We start from the raw sequence: 24,864 nt of genomic DNA, 5'->3' as shown, positions 1-24,864 counted from the left end.
TTAAAATGGATTTATCTCAGAAAACAAAAAAAAATCCCAAGAAATCGATAAAAATCGCGGGATTTGATAAAGATAAGTTAATTAAGTCCTATATGAAATCTAATTATCGGATCATTGGTCCACTCAAACATTCTGCAGTAAAACCTTGCCATTGGCAAGAACAAAAAATGCTAACCGGAAGATCCAATCGGAACTGTTATAAAGGTTATTTTGGCATAGAATCCGAGGGATGTATTCAAAATACTCCCGCTTTGCCATTTTGTAATCATCAATGTGTATTTTGTTGGCGTGATATTGAAAATTCTTCCTTTGGTGCAGAATGGAAAGGTGATGTTGATGAACCAAAGTTACTCGCAAGGGAAATGATTCGTCATTCTCAAAATCTTATTTTTGAACATATCACTCTTAAAAAATCCTTGGAAAATTTCGATCTCATGCATAAAATTCTCTATCATTATGTAGATCATGCTCAGAAAATTAATTCTAATAATTTAAATTTTGGGGAGATGGAAATTGCCAATCTTTTTTCAACGACTCGTGCAAAAATTCATCGTGCTATGTTGCTATTAAAAAATTGTAAAATTTTACTCAATCCTGAAGATGATAAATATGTATTAACTCAGAAATGGAAAGCTGATTTGAAATCTCACAATGATGTTGATGCTGCAATCCTCAAAGAAGTGACAACAAAAGAAGAGATCATAGCTGTTTTTGAACGGGCTAAAACTCCCAAACATGCAGCTATTTCCTTAGCTGGAGAACCTACCTTGTATCCTCGCATTGGAGAATTTATTGAAGAATTTCGAAAACGAAACATGTGCACGTTCATTGTATCAAATGGGACTCATCCCTCTGTTATTAGGAAATTATATAATGAAAATCATCTTCCCACCCAATTGTACATCACACTCCCTGCTTCCAATAGAAAGTCATTTAATCAAATTTCGCGCCCTATGACAAAACATGCGTGGGAAAATCTTTTAGAAACTCTTCAACTCTTACCTGAACTACCTTGTAGGACGGTTGTAAGAATCACCGCTGTAAAATATTTGAATATAAACCTTGATATGGTTCCAGAATATGTTAAAATTTTGAAAGGTGCTACACCTAATTTCATTGATATAAAAGGATTCACTGTAGAAGCTCATGCTTTAGAACTTCAGAATCGTTTAGGTCATCTTGGTGAGAATCGTGAACTGCGTGATTATGCTCCAACATATGATGATCTATTGGAATTTGCTCAAGAATTAGAACGTCAAGGTGGATTTGAGATTATTGAAACTCATGAACCCTCTCGAGATATTTTGCTTCGTGGCTCTTGGCCTAAAGATAAGTCAATTAAGATAGATTTTTCAAAAGTTTAATTTTTTCTAAAATTTTAGGAATTAACGAGATAGAATTATTTAAAAAATATGGCGGAATGCATTTCAACAAATAAAGTGATCGATCTCCAAGGACCGCTTAGGTTTTTTTTCACTTACTGGATCTTTTGGTGAAATTAAGTTGTGTTCTTTGAGAATTTCGTAATAAGTTTGGCATATTCTTTCAGATGGAAAGAATAAATTAAAATCAATTTTTATTTCAGGCATTTCAAGCATCCAAAGATAATAAATTACTAATTACCAAAATGTAAGATCCTTTAAATCATTGTTGCTTTTAATCTAAAACACACGTTCTGGGAAAAAACTCCCATCAAACTCTCCATAATTTTACAATTGGGTGTTTTTTCCCACTCAAACAATTGGAGCTTCATGAAAAAAAAAATCTCGATACAATTCATAAAATTCTATAGGTAACAAAATTGATGTTATATTATGAAAGCCGCTATTTTTAATGGAACCAATCTTGAAATTAAAGAAATTAATCCACCAATCATTTCAGCGTCTCAAGTATTAATTAAAGTTATGGTTGCCGGTGTTTGTGGCACTGATCGTGCGATTATTTCTGGTGATTTGCCTGTTCCTAAAATACCCCTTATTCCAGGGCATGAAATCGTCGGAATTGTCCAAGATTTAGGATCTAATGTCGATCCAATTTGGCAAGGAAAACGGGTTACTTGTGAAATTAATAGTAATATCGATAATAATTGCTATTTTTGTGAAAATCAAAATTATACTCAATGCATTTCTCGAAAAGCTTTAGGAATTGATATTGATGGTGGTTTTGCCCAGTATATTGCTGTTGAATCATATTTATTACATGAAATTCCTTCAGTTTTATCCTTTGAAGATGCTTCATTCATTGAACCCTTGGCTGCCGCCTATCAGACTTTCGAAAAAATGCCGATTGAAGAAAAGGATCGCAATATTGTGATTTTTGGTCTAGGAAAGTTAGGTTTACTTATCATACAAATTGCTTTACAAAAGAAATTGAAAGTTATTGCAGTCGATGGTTCTGAAAAAAAACTTACCCTCGTGAAAAGTTATGGGGAAGTTCACACACTTAACCGCCATAAGATACAAAATTTATCATCCGAAATCAAAAAATTAACTGGAGGGATTGGAGCTGATATTTGTGTTGATACCAGTGGAAATCCGAGTGTTTTAAACGATATTATTGCTTCCTGTCGGACTTGTGGTAAAATACATATTAAATCAACCCATGGTTTACAAACTCCTGTAAATATTACTGATTTGGTTGTGAGGGAAATTCAAATATATACTAGTCGCTGCGGACCGTTTCCAATGGCAATTCAAGGGTTACAATCAGGAGAAATCAAAGTTAACTCAATGATCTCAAAAATATATCCCTTAGAACAGATCCAAACGGCTTTGGATGCTTATAACAATCCTGATATAATAAAAACTCTGATTAAAATGGAGTAAGAAAAAAAAAGATAGAATTTTTTTTTTTATCTAAAATTAATACGTGTTGAAAATTTTCTGAATGGTATAGGCAAAGTTCTATGAGGATATCCCTTCAAGTCCTGCTTTATAATTTCAAAAAGTTTTGGTAGCGGGATATCGTTGATTTGCTCATTTGTTTTTCCTTCCACTAAAGGTTCTCCCACTAAACGTTTTCTAACTGAAACTGTATTATTTTCAACTTCTTGGGAACCAATCACAACGGTATAGGGAATCCATTCAACTTCTGCACTGCGGATTTTCTTCCCAATTTTTTCATCCCTATCATCATAATCACAGCGGATATTTTCTGCATTTAGTTGTTCCATTATTTTTTCCGCAATTTCTGCTTCTTTATCTGTAATGGCCATTACCCGAACTTGCACAGGAGATAACCACGTTTTAAACCCGGATACTTTATCTTTCTCATATCTTGCATTGGATTCTAATAGCCCCCAAATAACACGTTCGACTGCACCTGAAGGAGAATTGTGCAATATTATTGGATGGTCGGTTTCTCCATCTTTCGAATGCCAAGATATGTTATATTTTTGACGTTTTTCGCCATATTGTTCAATTATATCTTGGGCGGATTCGACATCAATTTGATTTGTGCATAAACAAGCAGTATGTCCTTGAGCAGAAAGAACAGGACGTTCATATTTTAAGATGAAGTAATAATACCGTTCTGGCCAAAGTTCAATTAATCCTGGTTGGTTTTGGGATGCCATAATATCGATAATCCAATCCTTATGTTTCTCCCAAAATTCTTCGGTGGTGCGAATTACAATAAAAGATTTTAGACCAAAAGAATTGAGGACTTCATTGGACATAAGAAATTGCTTTTTAAATTCTTCTACTGCTTGAGGTACATCTTTACACAATGAGTGCATGTCGGGCATTGTAAATGTGCGTAATCGCCGTAAACCCGCTAATTCTCCTGCTTGTTCTCGTCTAAAGGCATATTGTTCATATTCATAAAATCTAATTGGAAGTTGTTCTGAGCGAATATGCATTTGAGAAAACATGTTAAATAATAAGAAATCACTCGCAAATCGTAAAAGGAATCGATTATTTCCACTATGGACCCAATAGGTTTTTGCAGGAAAGCGAGCGGTTTGTGCTGTAAGTTTTTTATTTTTTACTGTATACATCACTGGTGTGTCTACATAGATTGCACCGTTATTCACAACCGTTTGTTCGGTATAATCCCGAATTAAGTTTTTCATCAAAACTCCTTTTGTATACCATCGGAGATTTCCAGCATCCGAAGCATCTTCAAAATCCGCCAATTCGAATTTCTGCATCATTTTAATGTGAGCTGGTTCTTGTTTGCCCTTTTCACGAGTCGAAAGTACTTCAGCTTTAATAAAATCCCGAAAATCTTTGGAATAATGTTTTGGAATTTTCGCATTCTTTTTGCCTTCTTCCGAAGAATCACAGAAAAAGTCAACTGATTTATCACTATTTACTATATATACTTTTGATTTTGCTCGCACTTCAGTAGATAATAATGCTAAAGGTATATTTCGGTACATTTCGGCAACTTCGTGCCCTAAACAATCTAAAGTAAACGCCTTATACCATCCGAATGGTGAAAAATGTGCTTCTAACCCTTTATCTTCTAACATCTTGGCGATGACAGGACATACTTCCGAAGCTACTTTTTCTTGGCTTAAATAGTTGCTGAGATGGGCCCATGGATATACTAAGATTCGATCCACTTTATATTCCGAAGGATCTAATATCAATTCTTTTAGTTTTCGCGGATTGTCACTTTGTCGAAAGCCTTTTTCTTGCGCTCTTTTTAATCCTGTATTGAATTTTTCTACTTCTTTGTTTTTTTCAGCAATATCTTGTGGAAATTCTTCAATTAAGTTAATTCCTTTTAAAATTTCATCCGTTGCTTGTTTAGAGATAATTTTGATGTCGAAAGTATCTTGATCTTCTACAGAAATAAAACAAACTAATACTTTTCCGTCTAAGTGAATTTCTGTTCCCTCAAATTCTTGGGGTTTTGATGTGGCTGGTGCGCGTTTCTTCATACTCGCGCCATTACTATGAATCATTAAGAGTTTAATTTTTCATTCACCTTTATGTTGGTTCAACGTATCTATACTATTAAATGTGTGATTCTTGGATTTCTTATATTTTTAATGCTTTAATTTTTGTATCATCTAATTAATTCCAAAAAACTTCTCTAATTCAAAAATATCTCGTACGATCGCAAAAGGATTTTCGTTGGCCAATTTTTCATAGGGGACTATACCACTGGCCACAGCTATTGTTTTGATTCCTGCCCTCTTTCCTGCATCCAAATCGGATATCATATCTCCTATGAAAATGGTATTTTTTGCCTCAATATTTTCTATGTTTAGAATTTTATTCAGTCCTTCAGGATTTGGTTTTACTTCTACAACTTCAGCGGCTCCCAAAATCGTATTGAAATATTGATCCAGTTCGTATTGTTTCATTGTGTCTACAATATAATTTTTGGCACTATTAGAAAGGATAGTTAATTTTATTCCCCGCTTATGTAGTTTTTTAATTAACTTAACAATTCCATCAAATAATACTGGTTCTTTAGTACGGGCTCGAAATTCTCCATAAAAATGAGCACTGATCCGTAATCGTTGTAAATGGGGTACTCCATCAAGCAATTTTATATCAAGCATTTCTTTAGAATCAAGAATTTGATCTGCTACTGTTCGCGTCAGTGCTTGCTCTAGGACATGGAATATTTCTCGCATATCTTCTTGAATTCCATTTGATTTCAAATTAAATTTCTTTATTCCTTCTTCTACAGTTTGCCGAAGGGGCTCGATCATATTGTAAATGACTCCATCATAATCAAAAATGATGAGTTTTATATTTTTTTCTTTAAGAATATCCATTTTATACTACGATTTACTAAGTAAATACGGAAAAAAAAAGTTATTAGATAAATTGTTTGATATATACTTGAGCATAATGACTTCAAACGATCCAGAACAAAAAGAAGATAATGATTCTCAAGATAATGGAAATATTGAGGTAGATACAAATTCTGAAGAAATTCAAGAAAAGTCTCTCGAAATTAATGAAGAAACAAACGAATCGGATGAAAATCTTTCAGATGCTTTAGAAGGGGGTGATTATTCTGAAGATTTACAAAAAAAACTTTTGGAATTTGCGGATCTAGAAGGACTAGATGATCTTTCTGAAGAAGATCTTAGGGATATGGAGGAAGCCATTGCAGAAAATGTTCAAGAATCTGAATCATTGTCTCCTGATGATACTCTTTCCGAAGAAGAATTAGAAATTGAAAAGGAAGAGTTCAAACCGGAAATTGGAGATGATTTGGAAGCTAAAATGGAAGAAGAACTTGCCAAAAAACGCAAAGCTCAAGGAATTAAAACCATTACCAAAGAAGATTTCATTCAATATCTCAGTGAACGGAAAACAAAAATTGTTTATCATGCTTTATGGTATTTGACCTTCGATAACGAAGATCATGAAGCTTCAAAAGCTATTATCTATGATGCTTTGAAAGAGGTCACAAGCAAAAATCCTGTAGAACCTTTGGAAGAACATAAGTTTTATTTTGGGTTAGGGTTCATTCTTCGATTAAAGCTATACGATCAAAAAGTAGTACAGTTTAAGGGAGGTAAGCTCAAAGTCATGATCAATATTGAGAACTTGAAAGAAATTTTGAACGTGGTGGGAGATCCTATTTCTGAACGTCCAATTTTAACCTCCAATGAAAAAGAAGCTATGTTTTCAGATTTTTTGAAGGATGATTTTTTGGATATTTAGAAATGATCCCATTTTAATACTTCTTTTTGCATTTTTAGTTTTATCCAAAAAATAAAGAATCATGGCAGCTTTTCTTTCTTTATGCCCAAAATTAAATTTTCCTATCCCCGTGGTAATTTTCCTCGACTTTGTTTAATTGGTAATTCTAATGTTGGAAAATCAAGTTTAACTAAAAATCTTCTCTCCCATCCGCAGTGGTATAAGGGAAAAATCGGAAAAACCGCAGGATCTACAGTGCGATTAACCATTATAAATGATCCTGCTTTGAATTATCATGTTATAGATCTTCCAGGATTTGGGCGTATGACTCGCTTAGATCGATCTTCAGAAGCCTTCGTCCAAGAACAAATCCTAAAATATATTGAGATCGATAGAAATAATATTTTCTTAATGTTAATGGTATCAAGTGCGGATCGCCTTGGAGAAGAATTAGATAAATGGTATTTCCAAAATGAAGAAACTGTGCCCTTAACCATTGAGTTTATTCAATTTATGCTAAATAATAATATTCCTACGGTGTTAGTTTTAAATAAAATTGATAAACTAAATTCTTATCATCTAAAAGCCCTAAAAGAAAAACTTCTACAAGTATTTTCTGATTTTGAAATTGAAATTCAAGGTTTTGAAGCTACTTCTGGATTTTTAGGGATTTTAGAAACATCTGCCTCACAAGAAATTGGGATTAAAGAATTGAAGGGAGTAGTTTTCCAACATTCACAACAATTGCAAATGCAAGATTATGATGATCGAAACACTTTACTTGATCAGCCACCGATTAATGTAAAAAAGAAGAAATTAAAACTTCAAAATGATAGTTCCAAAGAAGGAAGCAGTGAGAATTCGACCAAAACAGAAAAACTTTCAAAAAAGGAAGCCACTTCTAGAACTCCTAGAAAAAGTTCAAAATCCAAGAAACTATCCAAAAAATCCCAAAAAAAGAGATCTGGATATTCTAAATATCCAAAAAAGCGAAAACCTTCCGTAAAAGGCAAAAAAAAGAAAACTTTTCGCAAATAATATTGTTACTTTTTTTTTCCTTCAGAAAAATTTATCCCATTCAATCAAGTATGGAGAATACGAGGTGAAGAAACATTTATATATCACTTCTTATTACAAAAATTATTCATTTCGTCTTCTAAAAAATTGGATGACATACATTTGATATACATTCCACTTTTGTATTAAGTGCAAAATGACCCTTTTTGAAATTCTATTGAATTTAGATTTATTTTGTCGAAATTCTTTAAAAATTTCCACTGTTTTTGGTTTATTCTAATAGTTATTTGAATAAAAGCGCGAAATATTGCAAAGTTTTAAATATAAAAAAACTGTAACTTCGTTATTGCGATAATATTTTAAATCCCATTTTTTTCCCCATGTGATGCGGGATGGTACATTTTTATAGTTTAATACGTTTTTTTTCCAAGCACGTAAAAAAAAAACGGAGTAATACAAATTGAATATTGGGAAAATACTTGGTGTTGCGAGTTCACAACACATAATCTTGCGCTGCACGGATTGGTTGGATAAAAAGGCATTACCTGAAATTGGGGATGCTGTATTTGATGCAGAAAAGAAAAGGGTTGGTAATATTGCAGATATTTTTGGTCCGGTCACCAAACCATTTATATCTGTACAATTGATGCGAAGGGGTTCAAGTCAAAATATTAAAATCTACGATTCATTACATGGATCATCGTTATTTACATTACCGTCGAAAACGAAAACGAACATTAAATCAAAATCTGGTTCCAAAACTCGCCAAATAAAACGTTTTCCACCCAAGAAAGTTCCTTATAGTCAAAGTTCCAAGTTCAAGAAAAAAAAATGAGGTCTTGTAACAAATGGCAAATAGCATGCAATTAAATGAAAAGGACTCGGAATCTCTCTGCCCGAATTGTCGTGGAATTGATACTATCTACGATTCGCATCGGGGAGAAATTATATGTAGTCAATGTGGTATGGTCTTACGTGATAGAATTATTAATCCTGGCGCAGAATGGCGTGCCTTTGATAGTGATCAACGTGAAAAGAGAACTCGGGTTGGGGCTCCAATGACATTTACGATCCATGATCAAGGATTAAGTACTATCATCGATTGGAAAAACAAAGATTTTAGTGGCCGTGAAATTCCCAGTCGATTGCGAAGTCAAATTTATCGATTGCGTCGCTGGCAAAGTCGTATACGAGTATCTGATGCAACCGAACGAAATCTAACTTTTGCATTAAGTGAATTAGATCGAATGGCAAGTGTTCTCGGTTTACCTAAAAATCTACGCGAATCAGCAGCTAAAATATATCGTTCGGCTGTCAAAAATCATTTGATTCGGGGCAGATCGATTGAAGGTGTTGCAGCTGCTAGTTTGTATGCTGCATGTAGAATGTGTAAAATCCCTCGGACATTGCAGGAAATTTCTGAATGTGCCCGTGTGGATAAAAAAGAAATTGGTCGGAGCTATCGGTTTGTGGCTTCCAAATTGAATTTATCTTCTAATCCGACCAAAGCAACAGATTATGTAAATCGATTTACTTCTGAACTGAAATTGAGTTCTGATGTAGCTCGAAAAGCAAACGAAATCATTTGCTTAGCTGAACGGAAAGGTTTAACTAGTGGAAGAGGTCCAACTGGTGTGGCAGCCGCTGCAATTTATGTTGCTAGTATCTATTTTAGAGAAAGACGAACACAAAGAGATATCGCTCGAGTGTCTCAAGTGACTGAAGTAACTGTCAGAAATCGGTTTAAAGAATTAATTACTCGCTTAAATCTCGATTTACCTGTTAAACGAAAGTAATACAGAAGAGCAAAGATTTTTTTTCTCTTTTACTCAAGAGGATTTTCATTTTTAACTATTTCTTCGAATATCCCTACATTAGCATAGTTCTCCCTTGACTTTTCCAACAGAACTAAAAGACGTGTATTTTTATTTAGGGGACGAACTAATCTGTGATAACTTGAAACATCTATAATACGGCGTTTGCTCACTACGGCACTTAATGCCAATAAATTCTCATCCATGGAGTTACCCACATCTGCATGAAGTGGGAATCCGTCCATATCGGTGACAACGGATGCTACGAAAGTTGGGAAACACGCTTTAATTTTTGAAGAAAATAGATCTAACATCTGTTCATCAACTAGATTTGGATCAGATTGTAATATCGGTTCATTGACAGATGTTATTAAAAGTTCTTCCGAAGCCATAAGTAGTCTACGGTAAAAAATGTTTTTGGAGGTGATTATCATGTGAAAACATATCGTGATAATATTACCCCCAAAAAATCGCTTAGGATCACAAAAAATTTATTCCTTCACCGTTTAATTATTTTGGGGAAACGATGATAAGCACTAAAGTCATGTAACCGAGGGCGAATCCAACCCTTTGGGAATGAAGAATTCGCGCATAAATTATTGACGACAGCTTGGAGTTTGTTTATTCTAATACCTTCGGATCCTAGGCCCTTTCTTGAGACTGCCTTGTGCTAGCTATGAGAGAATGTCAGCAACCCTTTTCCGAAACAGGAATATCTGCCCTGCATGGTTCGTTTCATTTGAAGTCCGATCTTATGAGAAGAGGTTTCGGGAGTATTCGGTAATACCCAGCAATGACCGAAGAGGTTAATGAACGGATTCAGGATCATGCCTTTTGTCCTATTTCTATATTTTTCTTTTGGGTTTTCTTCATAGTTCATTGTTAATTGAAAACTAAACAAAGTCTTTGATTTCGTTAAAATTTAATATGATTGCTAAATATCATTTATGTACATACAATAAAAGAGCATAATACAAAATGGTTCTCAATAATTATCGTCATCTTTTACCCAAGTTTATCAATGGACCAGTTAATTTTTGTGCCAAACACAAAATAACTCCAAATATGATAAGCTTTCTCGGATTTTTAGATTCTGTTGCTGCGGCTGTTGCTTTGGCATTACCCACAATTTTTATGTATAATTATTCTCCAATCACAGCTAATTTTAATTGGTGGTGGGCTTGTATTCCTGGATGGCTATTTTTCTTTACAGGATATATTGACGTGATCGATGGGGCTGTAGCTCGTAAAATTGGAAAATCATCGAACTTTGGGGCCTTTTTGGATAGTACTTTGGATCGTATTTCCGATGCTGTGGTTGTTCTGGGCTTCATGCTTTCTGGAATGCTTTGGCCTGAAAATACTCTTGTCAATAATATGCTTGGTTTTACTACTTTGATTATTGTTTTGATGATTTCTTATACTCGATCCCGCGCTGAACTTGAGGGTGTGGTTATGAAAGGGATTGGGTTTATGGAACGCGCCGAACGGTGGTTCTTTATTCTCTTTTCCATCATCATTGAGTGGATTGCTTTCGCCATTCAAGTTCAATTTATGGATATTGATCCGGCAAATGTCTTCCACATTTTCCCTTATCTCCATATCCTTTATACTGTCTTATGTTTTCAAACCTTATGGTCGCGGGTTTCTTGGGCCTTCAAGTGGTTAAATAATAAAATGCCCGAAAAAGTGGCAAAAATTCTAGCCAAACAAGAAACCCTTGCGAAATAGTTCCCCTTTTTTGTGCTCTTTTTCCTTTCCAAAATTCCACATTTCTTCGAGGAAATAATAAAATTTTTTTTAGATGTCCCCCTTTTTACCACATTCACTTCTAAAAAAAAATTTAAAAACTGATCAATATGGTGAATTACTATTCCTAAAAAAAGAAAAAGCGGTGGCAAAACCGGATCCTCAGGCGGACGCCAAGGTTCTATCCACTGTAATAAATGCGGTCGATTAGTCCCACGAGGGAAAGCCAAACGAGTTACTCATTATGTTACCCTTACTGATTTTGCCATCGGTAAAGAATTACGAGAAGCGGGTGCTATCGTTCCAAGAAGACAAGTTACTGAATGGTATTGTGTTAGCTGCGCCGTACATACTCATAAGGTAAATATACGTCCTGATGACGACCGACGTAAACACACTAAAATAAGATAATACGTATTCGGGTAATATTATTTTCACAATCTTTTTTTTTAATCCTAATGCTGTAACTAATTTTTTTATTCTTTTGGAAAATTGAATTAGGTAGATTGTCGTCAATATTTTGTAATATATCATTAACTGATTTTTCAATTGATGTTTTCTACTTAATTACTGAGAGATTTCAGGTACATACTTGAGAACAAGATATTTGGAAGACTTTGCGTTTTTTCGAGTAATATCTTATGACATTGAGCATAAAATTCTTTTCTAATATGAAAAGAAGAGCTGGAATCACCAACGCCGTTGTTATAGGTCTAAAGATAAACAGATTTACACTCTAAACAAATAATTTTTCCACATTACTCATATCTTGTGTTAACGATACGAGTAGGATGGTAAGTACAAAATAATTCTGTTATCATTATGCAGATTTAGTCTATAATCTTATAAAATTTTTGATTGAACTGTATTTGTTGATTTCTTGATTACTCCAATTTTAGATCTCTTATTACAATTCGGACATTTTAAATATATCCGACCTCCGGTTCTGTTTGCTCCATGGGGGCTCAAAAGATCTACTAAAAATGAAATTTTAAATTCCTTTTCACAGAAATCACATTTATAGACATAATTCTGTCAATGCCACTTAACAAGTAGAACAAGTGTAAAAGCGATAATTCCTAGTAATCATTCCAGCCAAACCAACCATAAGTCCGAAAATAAGTTTAAAAGGGTGATGAAGGCTGCTAATAATATGAGAAAATAACCTACTAATCCCAAAATTACCTTAATCCGACTATTTTTGATTGGAGATGGATCAGTGCTTGCTCTATTTTTTTTTTGACATTCAGAATCGGATGTGTTTTTCGGCGAAGGTCTTTTATTGTGAATTGGAACAAAGGTTCACATTTTTTTTCCTAATGATGTGTTTCCTTTATATTTAATCCTAATTGATTTTCAATTTCAATCCGGATTGGATTGGATTCATCAAGTTCTTGAGTAATAATTTCGATTTGAGGGAGACAAAGATCCTGATATTCGCGGAGGATATCTGTACATTCCGCACATGCTCCTTCCCATTTGCCATGATTGATTCCTTTGCGACGTATTAACTTCACAAATTTATTAGTTTTTCGTTTCAGCTCTTTCAAAGGTTTTTCAAACTGACTATGTTTCCAAACGCCGTGCTTTAATTGATTATCCAGCACATTTGAAATCCCAAAAATACTTACATAAGCCGATTTCCACATGTCCAAATCCACTTCGCTTACAAAGATATTTCGTTGAAGAATTAAGTTATCAAGGAGATCTTCAATTTCATTTTTTTTTGAAAAGACATTGGAGGTCATTTTTTTTCCTTCCATTTTTGTAAATTTAAGCCAAATATACTAATAGGGTTGGAAAATAAAAAGGATAACAATCTTGCATAATTATCCTTAAAAAGAACATAATAGAGATTAAAAAATAATTATTATGCCATTTGTTTGAAGAAAATCGGGATCTTGCGCACAATTTCAATATCACGATCTTCATTATTTGTTTTAACGATTGCTCGGATGAGGAATAGAGATTCTTTGATTTCATCAGGTGGATCGATTCGAATTTTGGCAGTCTCGCGAATTTTAATGGTATAATTTTCGGGAACACCATCTAAATTTGTGTCTAAAAGCACATCAAAAGCCACCAACCCAATTTCTTCATTTAGCCCGATCAATAAAGTTCTTCCAGTTTTTTTATTTTCTTGGATCTTGACACATTCCCATTCATCATGGAATTCTTTCGGTAGGTCGGCATATTTAGTCAACTTTCGGGTACCTTCAGAAAAGAATTTAAAGGGTTCGTAAAATTTATTGGTAAACAATGCCAGTTCTGTCATAATTTCGTTATAGGTATCAACATCTTTGATATCATGGAATTTATCAATTAAAACTGAAATATCTCCGCTCGGACGTGTTTCTGTTCCAATCAGAGAAGATGCCATATAGGCTTTCTTCATTTTGCTTATAAGAATGTTGTATCTCCATTTCCTTCCAGAGTCTATTGCGCACTCTAAGGCTTCAGAATATAAGTTGGACGCAATTTCAGGAAATCCCAAAGCAAGAAAGTAATCTCCTGAATCTGTGAGGGCAGTCATCAAACTTGGTAGCATCTTGGGTGATAAATGACTAACTGCTGTTTGAACTTGCTTTACAGCTTCTTCTTGTTGATCGATAAGAAAACTCGTGATTGATTCTCCGATAATTGCCTTTAACTTTAATGTATTTGCTAAGGTTTCTCTTACCTTGAGCGAATCTGCTAATTTAAAATTAAATTGAAATTGATTAATAGCTCTCTTGTAAAATGAATTATAAATATATAATAATCCTTTCAAATAGTTTATTGTTAAAACTGTTTCGGGAATTTGAGCCATCGTTGCAAAGAAAGCGGTTTGATCTAAGGCTGATAGGGCACTTGTAATCCGATTGTTTTCAATCAGGACAAAAGATCGAAGAAAGACGACTTTTGAAATTTCTGACGCCATAAGGCGCTCAAAAAAGTGATAGGCATTTTCCGATAAAGTAGCTCCCATGATCTGGAAGGTTTGGATCAGCTGTTCATTTACTTTTCGAAGTTGACGTAAGGCTAGTTTGTGATTGCTCTTCATTAAAGCCTCTTTCGCTTCTTTAATTATTACCCTTCCTTCTTTAATTGTGTCCAATGCTTTTTGATAAATTTTAATCTGTTTCATATCTGAGGGGGGAATATTTTTACCGCGGATAAAATCATCACAAATTCTTCGCAATTTGACTATATCATCTAGGTTTTCAGGCTCTTTCTCCTTTGGATCAATATTGCTATCGTTCAAATGAATTCCTTCTCCCGCAACCGAGACTGCATTTTCAATTAACCATGCAATTTTGGCTTGGGGTGCGTAGATATCGCTCCTTTTCATCATGAAATCTAAGTTGAGTGTCAATACTTTCTTCCGAATTAGTTTCCAATAAGTGCGATGTTTTCCCGTTAAATTTTTTCCCAATATTTGCAGAAATGCTGGAAGGGGAAGACATTTCATTCGATAACCCAAAGTATCAATATTTTGACTCAATTTAAAGTCATCACTTACGATAAAGACTTCTGAACTCTTCGTTTTCAACCGTTTTCCCAATGCAACCAAGGATAAATCTGGATCTTGAGCGAGTAGTCTAACTCCTTTCCTTTTTAGATCATCTTTCACACGGGTTAGTTCTGCTTCTTTCACTTTTTCAACCTTTACTGCTTTATAAAATTGTTGTTGAATCGTCCCGACAATAAATGGACATTCATTAAAGACTGGACCGCTTACGTAAAATTCAACTTTCAATGCTGATTTTGCTACAGCAAGATGTTGATAGGGTAAATTTGCTTTGATTTCTTTTAAAGAAATGAAAAAATTAGCATCGAAAATGAAGATGGTCTGTTGTTTTTGGTTAGGACTTGTACTCATGTAGAATCTCTCAAAATTACTTTTTTTTTTACTTGATTGTATTTGGTTGCAATATTATTTGAAATTATATTTCAAAAATGAAATTCGAAAAAGTTGAATATTCATCTTCATTTGAATTTCTTAATCAATATGGATGCATCCCAAGTTACTTCAATTCCAAAAATCTCCTTTATTGGGTATTCAAAATCGGGAAAAACTGCAAGTATCGAAGCTATCATCAAATTTCTTTCGGTTAAAAAGATTCGGTGCATGGCTTTCAAGCATATTCATCGAGATGATTTTTCAATTGACATACCAGGAAAAAATACTTGGAAATATTCCCAAGCAGGTGCTCGAATTGTCTGTTCGAAAAGCAAAAATGAATCGGCATTTATTTTGAATTGGGATGTTTCAACAAATACATTAATTAAAATAGTAGAAGCTATTTCACAATCTGAAGATGCTTCTAACCCAAAATCAATCGTTTTATTGTTTGAAGGCTTTCGTGATTTAGATGAAAAAAAAATTCTTTGTGTCCAATCCTCTAAGGAAATTCCGGAGCAATTAGATCCACAAGTTGTAGCTGTGGCGGGTGCGGTTAGTTCAACGCCTTCAGAAGTAGAATCCATTGAAACTAATTATAATTTGCCGGTTATTAATTTCTTAACCAATCCTGAGAAAATTATGAGGATTTATGATCTCTAAATTGAAATTTGGGTGTTAAGGTATTTTTTACCATATTTTTGCGAAAAATTCTACAATTTCTTTTAAATCTTTCTGGATTTGTTCATCTTTTATGTCTTTTAAAAATAATCTATGCAATTTTTCCGTAATATCTTGAGTTTCATAGTGTTTAGGTAATGAATCTGTTACTTCTTTTTGGAAAATATAAAACTTTTGCAATAAGAACGCTATAATCCATTCTTCTAAAAATTTCGCTGAAGGGAGTAACCCTCGCTCATACATGATATTGATTTTAAGTAATCGTTTATTAGAGAAGAAATAACTATCAGGAATTTCGAAGTATCTTTGGAAAAAATGGCGAACAAATTTTTTATTACGGCTAAGAAAATAATCTTGCCAGTTATTATCTGATAGAGGAATATCCTTAAAAATGTTTAATTCTAAGACTCTCAATGTAATTTTTTGGGGAGTATATCGGGAGATTTTATCTCGAAAATTATCCTGCACATCTTCCGGTTTTTTAGCTAAAAAGATTTTATCGGTTAAATTGAAAAGAATAACAAGAATTATATGGACAATCTCATCGAAATCAATCTGGAACCGTGGATTTCTATCCCGTATTTCTTGAAGTTTTGAATGAAATTTGATGTTTAATGAATGTAAGAAACATTCAAAAAATGTTTCATTCACTTCTTTCACTGATTGCCCATAAATATAATGAAACACTATATCCATGGCTTTACTGGTGGGAAGAGAAAGACCTTGGAAAATGAAATTGGTAAATGTTTCCATAGTGATGTTTGGAAAACGTTCGGAAAATTGCTCAATTTCGATTGTTTGTTGAATAATCGCGGGAAAATTGAAAGTGGTACTATTTTCCATATTTTCCAAGCCTCCAAAACAAAAATATTGTGCATAGAAGAAAAAAAGTTGATACTGACGTTGCATATTGGCTCGATTGTTAGCTTGAAATGTGGAAAAAAGCGATGCATTGGAGTTTAAAAATTCAAAAATTTCAACGATGTCATCAATTAGTTCTGGATCTTTATTGAGTATGATTTTTTCCTCGATAATCTCCTGGACGATTGGAATCGTATCATAAATGGAATCTTCCACTCGGGATGCGATAAAATTCAAAATATCAAGTACAGGTGTAATCTCTTCAAGGAGTTGACATTTTTTTTGAAGCGTGAATAAGACAGTTGAAATGGTTCTGCGACTTTTTGGATACTCTGCCAGTGCAATGGGGTAGATCTCGTCGTTTTTTTTTTTTAATTGAGCTAAAAGACCTTTATTAACATTTGGAAACACTTCAGCAAAATGGTAGATTAAGGAATATAAATAAGTTTTTAAGAAAGCGACATCCAATTTTCGGGAAACGATAATGAAATGAATATATTCTTCCCCCGTATAGGTAATCTTCACTTCTGCACATAACATGGTAATTTGGATATCTTTCTTAAGAATGTCTTTTATCAATTTGCCAAAAACCATAATAACCAAATTGAAAATATAAGAAATTATCCGATGGTAGTGATCAGGGTGCTCAAATTCTTCTTTAAAATGTTTAAAGGAAGCTATTTCCATCTCGGTCAAGTGATATTTATATTCGAAAAATAAATCGGAAAATTGTGATTTAGCATGCCCTTCGATGCCCACCAGCTGAAGTTGGTTTTCATTAAAACCGTTAAACATTTTTTGGAAATAATATCGGAAAAGCCAATCCATTTTTCTATAAAAGTACTCAGAAAAGCCAGCGATATCATTCGAAGGTCCTTTTTTAGTTTTATTTTTTATCCATGATGTAAAGGAGAAAAGCACTTTTTTTCTCCAAATTGGAAAAGTTTTCCGCTTTCGATATATTTCTTCCAACATCCAATCCTGAATATCTCTAATTGAATACCAATCCTTAATATAATTCCGTCCAATTCTATTGAGAAATGAATTAAGGTGATTTGTCATATCTCGGTCATCTTTTTTTTTTTTACTCTGATTTTTTGGGTGTTATTCTGGTTTATTGATGGATTATGAAATATTTGATTGTGTTTGCTTGAGTGATAAGAGATCCAAATGAGAAATATTCAAATTTTGATCATGCATTTTTTATTTTAACTCTCATCATTGATCTTACTTCGTATTGAATATATTTATATATGTTATTTTTTTAATTCGGTCTTGGATAAAAATCTAATTAATATGATTAATAATAAATGAATGCATTGTATCTTTTGTGCACACTTCCGCGCTTTTAGCATCCGTAGAACTCGCAATTTATGATTTGATTCTTAAGTCTTCAACTAGTGTTTGTGAAGATACTATCCAGAAACTGAAGGAAATTCGAGAAATTGAAAAAGAAAACCCCATTCAATTATCACAAATTGATTTAATGTTGGATAATATTGAATATGGGCATTCTAATCAGATCCCCCTATGTCAAGATACCGGTCACATTAATCTCTTTTTTCAAATTGGTTCGAATTTTCCTCTGGTCTCTAATTTTAAAGAGATTTCTTTACGAGTTTTAAAAAAATTAACTGCAGAATCTTTGATTCGCCCCAATAGTGTTGATCCTATTACTCAAATTAATGAAGGGTTTAATGGGGGTGAAAATATGCCTCCTATTTATCTCGATATCATTCCTAAATCGTCTGATCTTGTGATTACTGCAATGAATAAAGGGGGAGGGTCCGAAAACATGTCTAAATTGTTTATGCTTCCTGCTGCTACAGGTATTCATGATTTTATTCCTAAGATAGTTGAGCAAATGAAATTTGCAGGGGGAAAACCGTGTCCACCAACAATACTGGGTATCGGATTAGGTGGTGATGCCTCAAAATGCATGTCCTTGGCGAAAAAAGCATTGTTACGCCCCCTTGGTGTTCATCATATCCGTAAAGATGTGGCAGCATTGGAATTAAGTTTATTACAACAAATCAACGACCTCGATATAGGCATAATGGGCTTAGGTGGGCATTCAAATTGCTTAGATGTGCGAATTGAAATAGGTATGCGTCATCCAGCGACTTTTCCTGTTGGATTGATTGTTGAATGCTATTGTCATCGAACCGAATCTTGCCGAATTACTTCTTTGGGTAAAATTACATTTGGAAAGTTGAATTCTCAATTTAAATTTGAGGAGGATCAATAAATGACTCAAATTCACAACCTCAATTTGCCAGTCTCTCCTCAACAAATCAAGGAGGTTAAAACAGGGGACTTAGTTTACATCTCGGGGATAATTTGTACTGGAAGGGATCATTTTCATAAAAGACTTTTAGAATATCATAAACATGGGAAGGATTTTCCCGCTTCCTTTTCTGATCTTAAAGGGGGAGCAATCTATCATATGGGGCCGATTGTTAAAGAAAATGAAAATGGTGGCTATTCTATCATCTCGGGTGGACCCACAACTAGTGCTCGCATGAATCCTTTTCAAACAGATGTTTGTCGACTTCTTTCGTGTAATATTGTAATAGGTAAAGGAGGAATGACAGATGTGGAATGGTCCAAAATACCTGCGATTTATTTGCAATATCCTGGTGGAGCTGGAGCGCTTGTCTCTAAATTTATCACTAAGGTAAAATCTGTTGAATGGCTCGATTTAGGATCACCTGAAGCGGCTTGGTTTTTAGAAGTATCAAAATTTGGACCATTAGTTGTAACCATAGATTCAAATGAAAATAGTTTATATGATAGGTAATAATTCCTCTTCAATCCAATCTGTAATGTTTTTTTTTGTCAACCTTCTATAGTTAAATATGCCATTTTCACCCGGGAAATTACCTACGGAATTTATGAAAAAATTATTGAAAATATGCAATTCTTCCGTCTCTATGAATGGAGTGGTGGTAGGGCCTCAATTGGGGCAAGATTTTGCTGCCATCGATATGGGGGATAGTTATTTGATTTCGAAGACAAATCCGGTGACTTTTGCATCTGATGAAATCGGTTACTATGCAGTAACCTTGAACGCAAACGATGTGGCAACTTCTGGAGCAATACCCAAATGGTTTAGTTCAACAATTTTTCTGCCGGAAAAGACGACAGATGAGGCCTTTTGTCTGCAAATTTTCCAAGATATAGCACATGAATGTCAAAAATGGGGAATATCCATAATTGGTGGACATACGGAAGTGACTTTTGGTTTGGATCGACCAATTATTGCTGGAAATATGCTTGGAATGGTAAATAAATCTTCCTTAGTAACAACAAAGGGTGCCCAACCTGGAGATGTTCTTATGATTACAAAAGGAATCGCTATTGAAGGTACGGCTATTATTGCAAGAGAAAAAGAAATGGCACTTCAGCAAAAAGGAATTCAGCAACGCATAATAGATGAAGGGAAAACATTTTTACATAATCCTGGAATTTCCATTGTGCAAGATGCACGCCTCCTCCACAAAAAATTTCCAATTACGGCTATGCATGGACCAACTGAAGGAGGGTTTGCCATGGGTGTTGCCGAAATGATTGGAAATTCACAATGTGGGGTAACTATTGAATTTGAGCAATTACCTATTCTACCTTGCACTCAAATTTTGTGCAATGCTTTTGATTTGGATCCGTTACGCACGATTGCTTCGGGTGCTTTACTGTTTACAATTGATCCAAAATATCAATCTGAAGTTATTGCATTTATGGCCAAAAATCATATTCAAACAACTTCTATAGGTGTAGTTACTAAAAATAAAGGAGAATATTTAGTAAAAAAAGGGGAAGATGAACCTTTCCCATTATGTTTTTCTACCCAAGATGAAATTACAAAAATTTTTTAAATTTTAAATTTATTATGCTATTTCCCTCAATTTTAATTTCGCTCGTTTCATGTTTTTAACATCATCAAAGGCTGCAAATCCAAAAATGGCTTGTTCTAATAGATTTTTTGCCTTTATTTTATCACCTGAATTGATAGCGATAGTTCCCAAATATAAATAACACAAAGGCATGAAAATCTCATTTGGTCCAAGTTCAATAGCTATTTCAAAGGATTTTTCAGCATATTTTTGATAATTTGGAATATGCATGCCCATGAACAATTCTCCTTGTCCAAAAAATTGTTCGGCGTCTGGAGTATAATTTTTTGTGTAAAATAAATATTCTTTTTGAATATCTTTATCTTTTTCTTCAACATACTTCTTGAAAAATTGCAAAGATGTGATCCTATCAACAAGAATTAAGATGTCTTTGGAGTAATTTGCGTGATAAATTTGTTTTATTAACTCTTTTAGGGTTTCTAGATAGGTTTCGGACTCAGATGATTTCTCATAAAACAGAAATGCTGGCAATAAATCTTGCAATGAATCACCTATAATGAACATGGCTTGATCCGGGATTCCCTTTAATTGCAATGCTTCAATTAAGATCATAATAACATCACCCAAATCATATTCTTGGCGCTCGGCAATTTTAAAGAAATCAAGTAATTTTGAGAAATCTTTAGGATCTAAGTGATGGTGTTGGAGTAACTGAATTGCTTTTCCTTTCTGAATCATTGACCTTCCAATTTCAAATAATGCTCGTGCTGCCACATCTTTACATAGAGGATTAGTATCTCCCATTAATGCTTGTTGAAGTAAAGCAATCGCGATACGTGAAGGGTGTTCAATTCCAATTAAGCCAAGAGATTCAAAAATAAGCATTAATTCTTGAGTTTGGGAGATGTGATCAATCCGGTAAAAGTGACGTATTAAATGGGTAACTACATCGCGTGGATTTTGGATTCCAATTTTTCCTAAAGCAAAAATTGCTCGAAATCGGCATTGAGGGTCATCATCTTCTAGCATCCAGATAACTCGAAATTCATCAATATCATATCCTTTTTCTGCGAGCAAACCTAACGCATTAATTGCTTCTTCTCGTATTGATGAAAGATGGTGCTTCATTAAAGAATAAATCGTTTCCAAATTGATTGATTCTTGATATGGGATGTAAGGTATAATATTCAAGCAATCTCTAATAATTTCATCGTTTTTTCCGTGTAATAACGGCTCAATCTCTGCAAAAATATCTCTTTTATACAATGGGGCGATTGATTTTAGAGCTTCACTTGCATTTTCTGCTTTTTTTCTATTCGAAGATAGCAGCACCTCCAAGTAAAGATCAAACAAGGGTTTTTTTTCTGGTTTCTTATATATTATTTCACTGGCAGGTTCTATCATCAAAAATTCTTGTATTGATTCAATTGCCATATCTCGGACATCTTCATCTGGGTCTTGGATTGATATAACAAACAAGTTTTGTAAAATTTCAAGATCTTTGGTTGCTAGCATATAATTACCCATTGTATCAGTCGTCACATACCGAATGAAATTTCTTGAATCTTCAAGGAATGGTTCTATTGCTTTTTTTGGGATTTTTTCTGGAGCGATATGGGCAATATGTCCTAAAATAACAATTGAATTTTGTAAAACATAATTTAAGATCTGTGTGTCTGTTCCTTCTTTCTGATAATTTAGAAAAGGAAGGATCCTATTGACTTCAATTTTATCAGCATGCCTGCAGCACAATTTTATCATAGCAGTCAAAACTTTTTCAATAAGATATGGATCTTCTCTATCATTTTCTAAAATTTGATAGAAATAGTCTAATACCGAGAGAGAATCTTCAAAACCAAAGTATAATTCTGAAATTGCTTGAATAGAAATCGTTTTTATTTCATGATCAGGACTATTCAAAAATGGGAGGAGCATATCTAAAACTTTTTTTGTATTCGCTTTAAATTTCCCAATGTGGGCAATAGCTTTCAAGATTTCTCGCTTAATATTTAATGGTGCTTCTATTAGTATCTTGAAAAGAGGAATTATTACTTCTTTTGGATATAATTGACCAATTCGCCCCAATATATCAATTGAATGGCGATTGATGGTCATATCTCGGTGTTTGGCTACACTGATTTTGATTTGGCTAATGAAAAAGGTAACTAATTCTATGGCTTGATTCTTCTTCTTACATGCTAGGATCACATATTGACTGGCTTTTTCTCGAATTTGTTCATTAATGTCAATATCTATATGACTATATTCCGGTTCCAGCATGATGGATTTGATCAGTATGGGAAAATTGATCTTTTTCTTCATATTTTTTGATTTATCTTGGTTATTATTCGAGATAGTTTCTAATCCAAAAATTAAATTTGGTAAATCTCCTGCTGCGTTATGCACGGCGGTTAATCGAATATCTGCTTGGTATTGTGCGTTTTTCTTGACAACATTCTTAATTGCATATATTAGAGTGACTGTATGTTGTATTATGAGTATCGGTAGCATAATATATGTCTTTTCAAGAAGCGTTTGTAAGCTTTGAAGTGGATGAGTTCCCCCTATATCTACAATAAAAATCCTTTCAATAATAGTTGGATTTAGCGTGATGAAATGAATCATAATATTCAAGCTAATGGCGATTACAATATATCCCGTAAAAACAAAATCAAGAGCTTTAGTTTTGCTTTTCTTTACCCAAAATCGGGTCACAAATCCACGAATTACAAATATAACTGCAATTAATGAGACAAGTCCGATGTCAATAGGAATAGTTCCAATATAAATTACTCCATTGCGTTGAATTTGACCCGATCTGATTAAAAGCATCATTGGTAAGATAATATTCCAAATCTCGAGTAAGAACGGAAACCACGCAAGAATAGGTTGGATTTTATTCATAGTTTTAGACATTTTGGTTGATTTTTTAGGTTGGATGAGAGAATTGCTCGACATATCAAACTCTGAAACATCTTTGTATGCATTTCCAAGGACATTTACCATCAAACCTGAAGCGGCATAATATGCTATAAAAAACAAGGGGAAGGATAAACTCCATAAAAATGCCACAGGCAAAATTTCAAGTTGGAAAATGAGAGTTATTAATACAATTGGGGTAATATAGGTCAAAACAAAAATTAAAAACGATACAAAATATGCTTTCTTCCCTTGAGCTTTGTCAATAAATTTCCGTTCTAAAAATTTATGATAGTCGGTGATAGCGTCAGATGTTGGTCGTCCTAAGAAAAAGATCTCCCAAATAGGATAAATGATCAGAATTAAAAGTTCTAAAATTAATAAATAACTCGCAATTGAATAGATAGGAGTGGGACTAAAAAAATTAACAAGTAAATTCAATCCAAAAATCGAAGACATACTTACCATTATGCCGAAGAATAAACAGACACTCCAATTTTTAATATTAAAGGTACTACCTCTAATGCGATTAACTTGTACCAAATTATTATGAGCATATGCAGATGCAAAATATAAGATTAGACCTCCCAAAATTAAATATAGGATATTGATTAAAATAGTGAGCCAGGTCACTTAGTTCGTTCCTCCTTTTTGAATCACGGTTTGGGCTTTTATCTCTTTGATTTTTTCCATAGATAGTATTTCTAAGGGATTCATCTCATTCACTTGAATGGATTGAACTCGAATTAGTAAATCATTTTCGTTCATTTCAATTATTTGTTTGGTAGATGTGATGTTTGCTTGAAGTAAGAGATTGCCAATGTATATATCAATTCCATCGATATCCAAGAGCTTTCGCAATTGAATAAATTCTTTTAGCTTGTTTTCTGAAAGTCCAATATTTTTTTGTAAATCTAAGTGGGGAAATTCTTTTAAATCACGCAATGTAACAATTTGATGCTTTTGAAAATTCGAAGAGTGATCTAAGGTAATCATGGGGAAGCAAACTAATGGAATGTTATCACCACTTTTTATCCTCTGGGTCATCATTTTTGCGTAGTTTATCCACGATTCAATTTGATGTAACGATGGCTGTTTTATTATTATGTGATAAGTGTTTTTATCGAGGTTTTGAAATTTGTAAAGAATACGAATTGATTGTCGGTGAGAAAGCTCTGTAACTGAATTAATCTTTGCAAAAAGTAAAAGTTCAGCATTTTTTATGGACATTGTTGGAATTCTCAATAAATCTGCGATTTCTAACCATTGTTCTATTCTTTCTTCTTCAATATTTGTTTTATCTACAATATATTCTAGTGGGATGGCCGTGAGTTCATCAATAGTTGTTATATTTAATTGATCCTTCAAAATTTTGGCATAAATATGACCTATGGTTTCAAATCCATCTAAAAAATATTTTACCATTGACTATATTTTGGATTTTTCAGCATAAAGGCATTTTGATAAGG

The 24,864-nt window shown here is 33.6% G+C and carries 21 protein-coding genes; 13 read left to right on the top strand and 8 right to left on the bottom strand.

Features of this window, described 5'->3' with window-relative positions; all coding sequences use genetic code 11:
• Positions 1 to 5 precede the first annotated feature (5 nt).
• Both NEF87_RS07065 and NEF87_RS07060 read left to right on the top strand, forming a co-directional pair.
• The gene (locus tag NEF87_RS07065) at positions 6 to 1,364 is read left to right on the top strand and encodes a radical SAM protein (RefSeq protein WP_457919219.1); all 1,359 of its coding nucleotides are present in this window, start codon (positions 6 to 8) and stop codon (positions 1,362 to 1,364) included.
• 450 nt (positions 1,365 to 1,814) lie between these two features.
• A complete protein-coding gene (locus NEF87_RS07060) occupies positions 1,815 to 2,825 on the top strand; it encodes a zinc-dependent alcohol dehydrogenase (RefSeq protein ID WP_457919218.1) in 1,011 nt (336 codons plus the stop codon).
• 26 nt (positions 2,826 to 2,851) lie between these two features.
• On the opposite strand, the gene NEF87_RS07055 is transcribed toward NEF87_RS07060, so the two are convergent.
• Together NEF87_RS07055 and NEF87_RS07050 are read right to left on the bottom strand one after the other, a co-directional pair.
• Positions 2,852 to 4,888: a threonine--tRNA ligase gene (locus NEF87_RS07055; protein ID WP_457919217.1), complete on the bottom strand. Its 2,037-nt coding sequence runs from the start codon at positions 4,886 to 4,888 to the stop codon at positions 2,852 to 2,854.
• A gap of 132 nt (positions 4,889 to 5,020) precedes the next feature.
• Positions 5,021 to 5,737 carry an HAD family hydrolase gene (locus tag NEF87_RS07050; RefSeq protein WP_457919216.1) on the bottom strand — a complete coding sequence of 239 codons (717 nt, stop codon included), beginning with the start codon at positions 5,735 to 5,737 and terminating at the stop codon, positions 5,021 to 5,023.
• Between the two features lie 76 nt (positions 5,738 to 5,813).
• Here NEF87_RS07050 and NEF87_RS07045 point away from each other — a divergent pair, with 76 nt between their 5' ends.
• The 4 genes from NEF87_RS07045 (at position 5,814) to NEF87_RS07030 (ending at position 9,430) form a co-directional block, all read left to right on the top strand.
• Positions 5,814 to 6,638, top strand: coding sequence for a hypothetical protein (locus NEF87_RS07045; protein ID WP_457919215.1), 825 nt, complete (start codon positions 5,814 to 5,816; stop codon positions 6,636 to 6,638).
• An 81-nt stretch (positions 6,639 to 6,719) separates the two neighbouring features.
• On the top strand, positions 6,720 to 7,655 hold the full coding sequence (locus NEF87_RS07040; protein ID WP_457919214.1) for a GTPase: 936 nt from the start codon (positions 6,720 to 6,722) through the stop codon (positions 7,653 to 7,655).
• Positions 7,656 to 8,094: 439 nt separating this feature from the next.
• Positions 8,095 to 8,469, top strand: a complete 375-nt coding sequence (locus tag NEF87_RS07035) for an H/ACA ribonucleoprotein complex subunit GAR1 (RefSeq protein WP_371805738.1) — start codon at positions 8,095 to 8,097, stop codon at positions 8,467 to 8,469.
• A 13-nt stretch (positions 8,470 to 8,482) separates the two neighbouring features.
• Positions 8,483 to 9,430 (top strand): transcription initiation factor IIB, encoded by a 948-nt coding sequence (locus NEF87_RS07030; RefSeq protein WP_371805737.1) that lies wholly within the window; start codon positions 8,483 to 8,485, stop codon positions 9,428 to 9,430.
• A 29-nt stretch (positions 9,431 to 9,459) separates the two neighbouring features.
• On the opposite strand, the gene NEF87_RS07025 is transcribed toward NEF87_RS07030, so the two are convergent.
• The gene (locus NEF87_RS07025; protein ID WP_457919213.1) at positions 9,460 to 9,840 is read right to left on the bottom strand and encodes a hypothetical protein; all 381 of its coding nucleotides are present in this window, start codon (positions 9,838 to 9,840) and stop codon (positions 9,460 to 9,462) included.
• Positions 9,841 to 10,426: 586 nt separating this feature from the next.
• Here NEF87_RS07025 and NEF87_RS07020 point away from each other — a divergent pair.
• From NEF87_RS07020 to NEF87_RS07010, 3 genes are all read left to right on the top strand, one after another.
• Positions 10,427 to 11,179: a CDP-alcohol phosphatidyltransferase family protein gene (locus NEF87_RS07020; RefSeq protein WP_457919212.1), complete on the top strand. Its 753-nt coding sequence runs from the start codon at positions 10,427 to 10,429 to the stop codon at positions 11,177 to 11,179.
• Between the two features lie 73 nt (positions 11,180 to 11,252).
• The gene (locus NEF87_RS07015) at positions 11,253 to 11,408 is read left to right on the top strand and encodes a hypothetical protein (RefSeq protein ID WP_371805734.1); all 156 of its coding nucleotides are present in this window, start codon (positions 11,253 to 11,255) and stop codon (positions 11,406 to 11,408) included.
• Entirely contained in the window at positions 11,381 to 11,608 is a 228-nt protein-coding gene (locus tag NEF87_RS07010) for a 30S ribosomal protein S26e (RefSeq protein WP_371806836.1), read from the top strand. The genes NEF87_RS07015 and NEF87_RS07010 overlap by 28 nt, the downstream gene beginning before the upstream one ends.
• A 905-nt stretch (positions 11,609 to 12,513) precedes the next feature.
• Here NEF87_RS07010 and NEF87_RS07005 read toward each other — a convergent pair.
• Together NEF87_RS07005 and NEF87_RS07000 are read right to left on the bottom strand one after the other, a co-directional pair.
• The gene (locus NEF87_RS07005; protein WP_457919211.1) at positions 12,514 to 12,960 is read right to left on the bottom strand and encodes a hypothetical protein; all 447 of its coding nucleotides are present in this window, start codon (positions 12,958 to 12,960) and stop codon (positions 12,514 to 12,516) included.
• A 107-nt stretch (positions 12,961 to 13,067) separates the two neighbouring features.
• Positions 13,068 to 15,059 carry a hypothetical protein gene (locus NEF87_RS07000; protein ID WP_457919210.1) on the bottom strand — a complete coding sequence of 664 codons (1,992 nt, stop codon included), beginning with the start codon at positions 15,057 to 15,059 and terminating at the stop codon, positions 13,068 to 13,070.
• Positions 15,060 to 15,188: 129 nt separating this feature from the next.
• Here NEF87_RS07000 and mobB point away from each other — a divergent pair, with 129 nt between their 5' ends.
• On the top strand, positions 15,189 to 15,743 hold the full coding sequence (gene mobB, locus NEF87_RS06995; RefSeq protein ID WP_457919209.1) for a molybdopterin-guanine dinucleotide biosynthesis protein B: 555 nt from the start codon (positions 15,189 to 15,191) through the stop codon (positions 15,741 to 15,743).
• Positions 15,744 to 15,770: 27 nt separating this feature from the next.
• Here mobB and NEF87_RS06990 read toward each other — a convergent pair whose 3' ends face one another.
• Entirely contained in the window at positions 15,771 to 17,684 is a 1,914-nt protein-coding gene (locus NEF87_RS06990) for a hypothetical protein (RefSeq protein ID WP_457919208.1), read from the bottom strand.
• A gap of 268 nt (positions 17,685 to 17,952) precedes the next feature.
• On the opposite strand from NEF87_RS06990, the gene NEF87_RS06985 reads away from it, so the two are divergent.
• From NEF87_RS06985 to NEF87_RS06975, 3 genes are read left to right on the top strand one after another with little or no spacing between them, the layout of a single operon-like run.
• Positions 17,953 to 18,870: a fumarate hydratase gene (locus NEF87_RS06985; protein ID WP_457919207.1), complete on the top strand. Its 918-nt coding sequence runs from the start codon at positions 17,953 to 17,955 to the stop codon at positions 18,868 to 18,870.
• On the top strand, positions 18,871 to 19,422 hold the full coding sequence (locus NEF87_RS06980) for a FumA C-terminus/TtdB family hydratase beta subunit (RefSeq protein WP_457919206.1): 552 nt from the start codon (positions 18,871 to 18,873) through the stop codon (positions 19,420 to 19,422).
• A 58-nt stretch (positions 19,423 to 19,480) separates the two neighbouring features.
• Entirely contained in the window at positions 19,481 to 20,497 is a 1,017-nt protein-coding gene (locus tag NEF87_RS06975; RefSeq protein WP_457919205.1) for an AIR synthase-related protein, read from the top strand.
• Positions 20,498 to 20,509: 12 nt separating this feature from the next.
• Here the strand turns inward: NEF87_RS06975 and NEF87_RS06970 are convergent, their stop codons facing one another.
• Positions 20,510 to 24,028, bottom strand: coding sequence for a hypothetical protein (locus NEF87_RS06970; RefSeq protein ID WP_457919204.1), 3,519 nt, complete (start codon positions 24,026 to 24,028; stop codon positions 20,510 to 20,512).
• On the bottom strand, positions 24,029 to 24,820 hold the full coding sequence (locus tag NEF87_RS06965; RefSeq protein WP_457919203.1) for a DUF4332 domain-containing protein: 792 nt from the start codon (positions 24,818 to 24,820) through the stop codon (positions 24,029 to 24,031).
• Positions 24,821 to 24,864: the final 44 nt, after the last annotated feature.

Origin of the sequence: Candidatus Lokiarchaeum ossiferum, from assembly GCA_025839675.1 — an archaeon.
Classification (GTDB): Archaea; Asgardarchaeota; Lokiarchaeia; order Sigyniarchaeales; family Promethearchaeaceae; genus Lokiarchaeum; species Lokiarchaeum ossiferum.
The sequence above is the reverse complement of the archived record's forward strand: the minus strand, read 5'-3'. Positions and strand labels throughout refer to the sequence as shown.

Bases quoted from the DNA above. Each gene is read 5' to 3' on its own strand.
- NEF87_RS07020 (WP_457919212.1), top strand. From the start codon at position 10,427: ATGGTTCTCAATAATTATCGTCATCTTTTACCCAAGTTTATCAATGGA.
- NEF87_RS06980 (WP_457919206.1), top strand. From the start codon at position 18,871: ATGACTCAAATTCACAACCTCAATTTGCCAGTCTCTCCTCAACAAATC.
- NEF87_RS07000 (WP_457919210.1), bottom strand. From the start codon at position 15,059: ATGAGTACAAGTCCTAACCAAAAACAACAGACCATCTTCATTTTCGAT.
- NEF87_RS07030 (WP_371805737.1), top strand. From the start codon at position 8,483: ATGGCAAATAGCATGCAATTAAATGAAAAGGACTCGGAATCTCTCTGC.
- mobB (WP_457919209.1), top strand. From the start codon at position 15,189: ATGGATGCATCCCAAGTTACTTCAATTCCAAAAATCTCCTTTATTGGG.
- NEF87_RS07040 (WP_457919214.1), top strand. From the start codon at position 6,720: ATGCCCAAAATTAAATTTTCCTATCCCCGTGGTAATTTTCCTCGACTT.
- NEF87_RS07050 (WP_457919216.1), bottom strand. From the start codon at position 5,737: ATGGATATTCTTAAAGAAAAAAATATAAAACTCATCATTTTTGATTAT.
- NEF87_RS06975 (WP_457919205.1), top strand. From the start codon at position 19,481: ATGCCATTTTCACCCGGGAAATTACCTACGGAATTTATGAAAAAATTA.
- NEF87_RS07060 (WP_457919218.1), top strand. From the start codon at position 1,815: ATGAAAGCCGCTATTTTTAATGGAACCAATCTTGAAATTAAAGAAATT.
- NEF87_RS06990 (WP_457919208.1), bottom strand. From the start codon at position 17,684: ATGACAAATCACCTTAATTCATTTCTCAATAGAATTGGACGGAATTAT.
- NEF87_RS07065 (WP_457919219.1), top strand. From the start codon at position 6: ATGGATTTATCTCAGAAAACAAAAAAAAATCCCAAGAAATCGATAAAA.
- NEF87_RS06965 (WP_457919203.1), bottom strand. From the start codon at position 24,820: ATGGTAAAATATTTTTTAGATGGATTTGAAACCATAGGTCATATTTAT.
- NEF87_RS07015 (WP_371805734.1), top strand. From the start codon at position 11,253: ATGTCCCCCTTTTTACCACATTCACTTCTAAAAAAAAATTTAAAAACT.
- NEF87_RS07055 (WP_457919217.1), bottom strand. From the start codon at position 4,888: ATGAAGAAACGCGCACCAGCCACATCAAAACCCCAAGAATTTGAGGGA.
- NEF87_RS07045 (WP_457919215.1), top strand. From the start codon at position 5,814: ATGACTTCAAACGATCCAGAACAAAAAGAAGATAATGATTCTCAAGAT.
- NEF87_RS07025 (WP_457919213.1), bottom strand. From the start codon at position 9,840: ATGGCTTCGGAAGAACTTTTAATAACATCTGTCAATGAACCGATATTA.
- NEF87_RS07005 (WP_457919211.1), bottom strand. From the start codon at position 12,960: ATGGAAGGAAAAAAAATGACCTCCAATGTCTTTTCAAAAAAAAATGAA.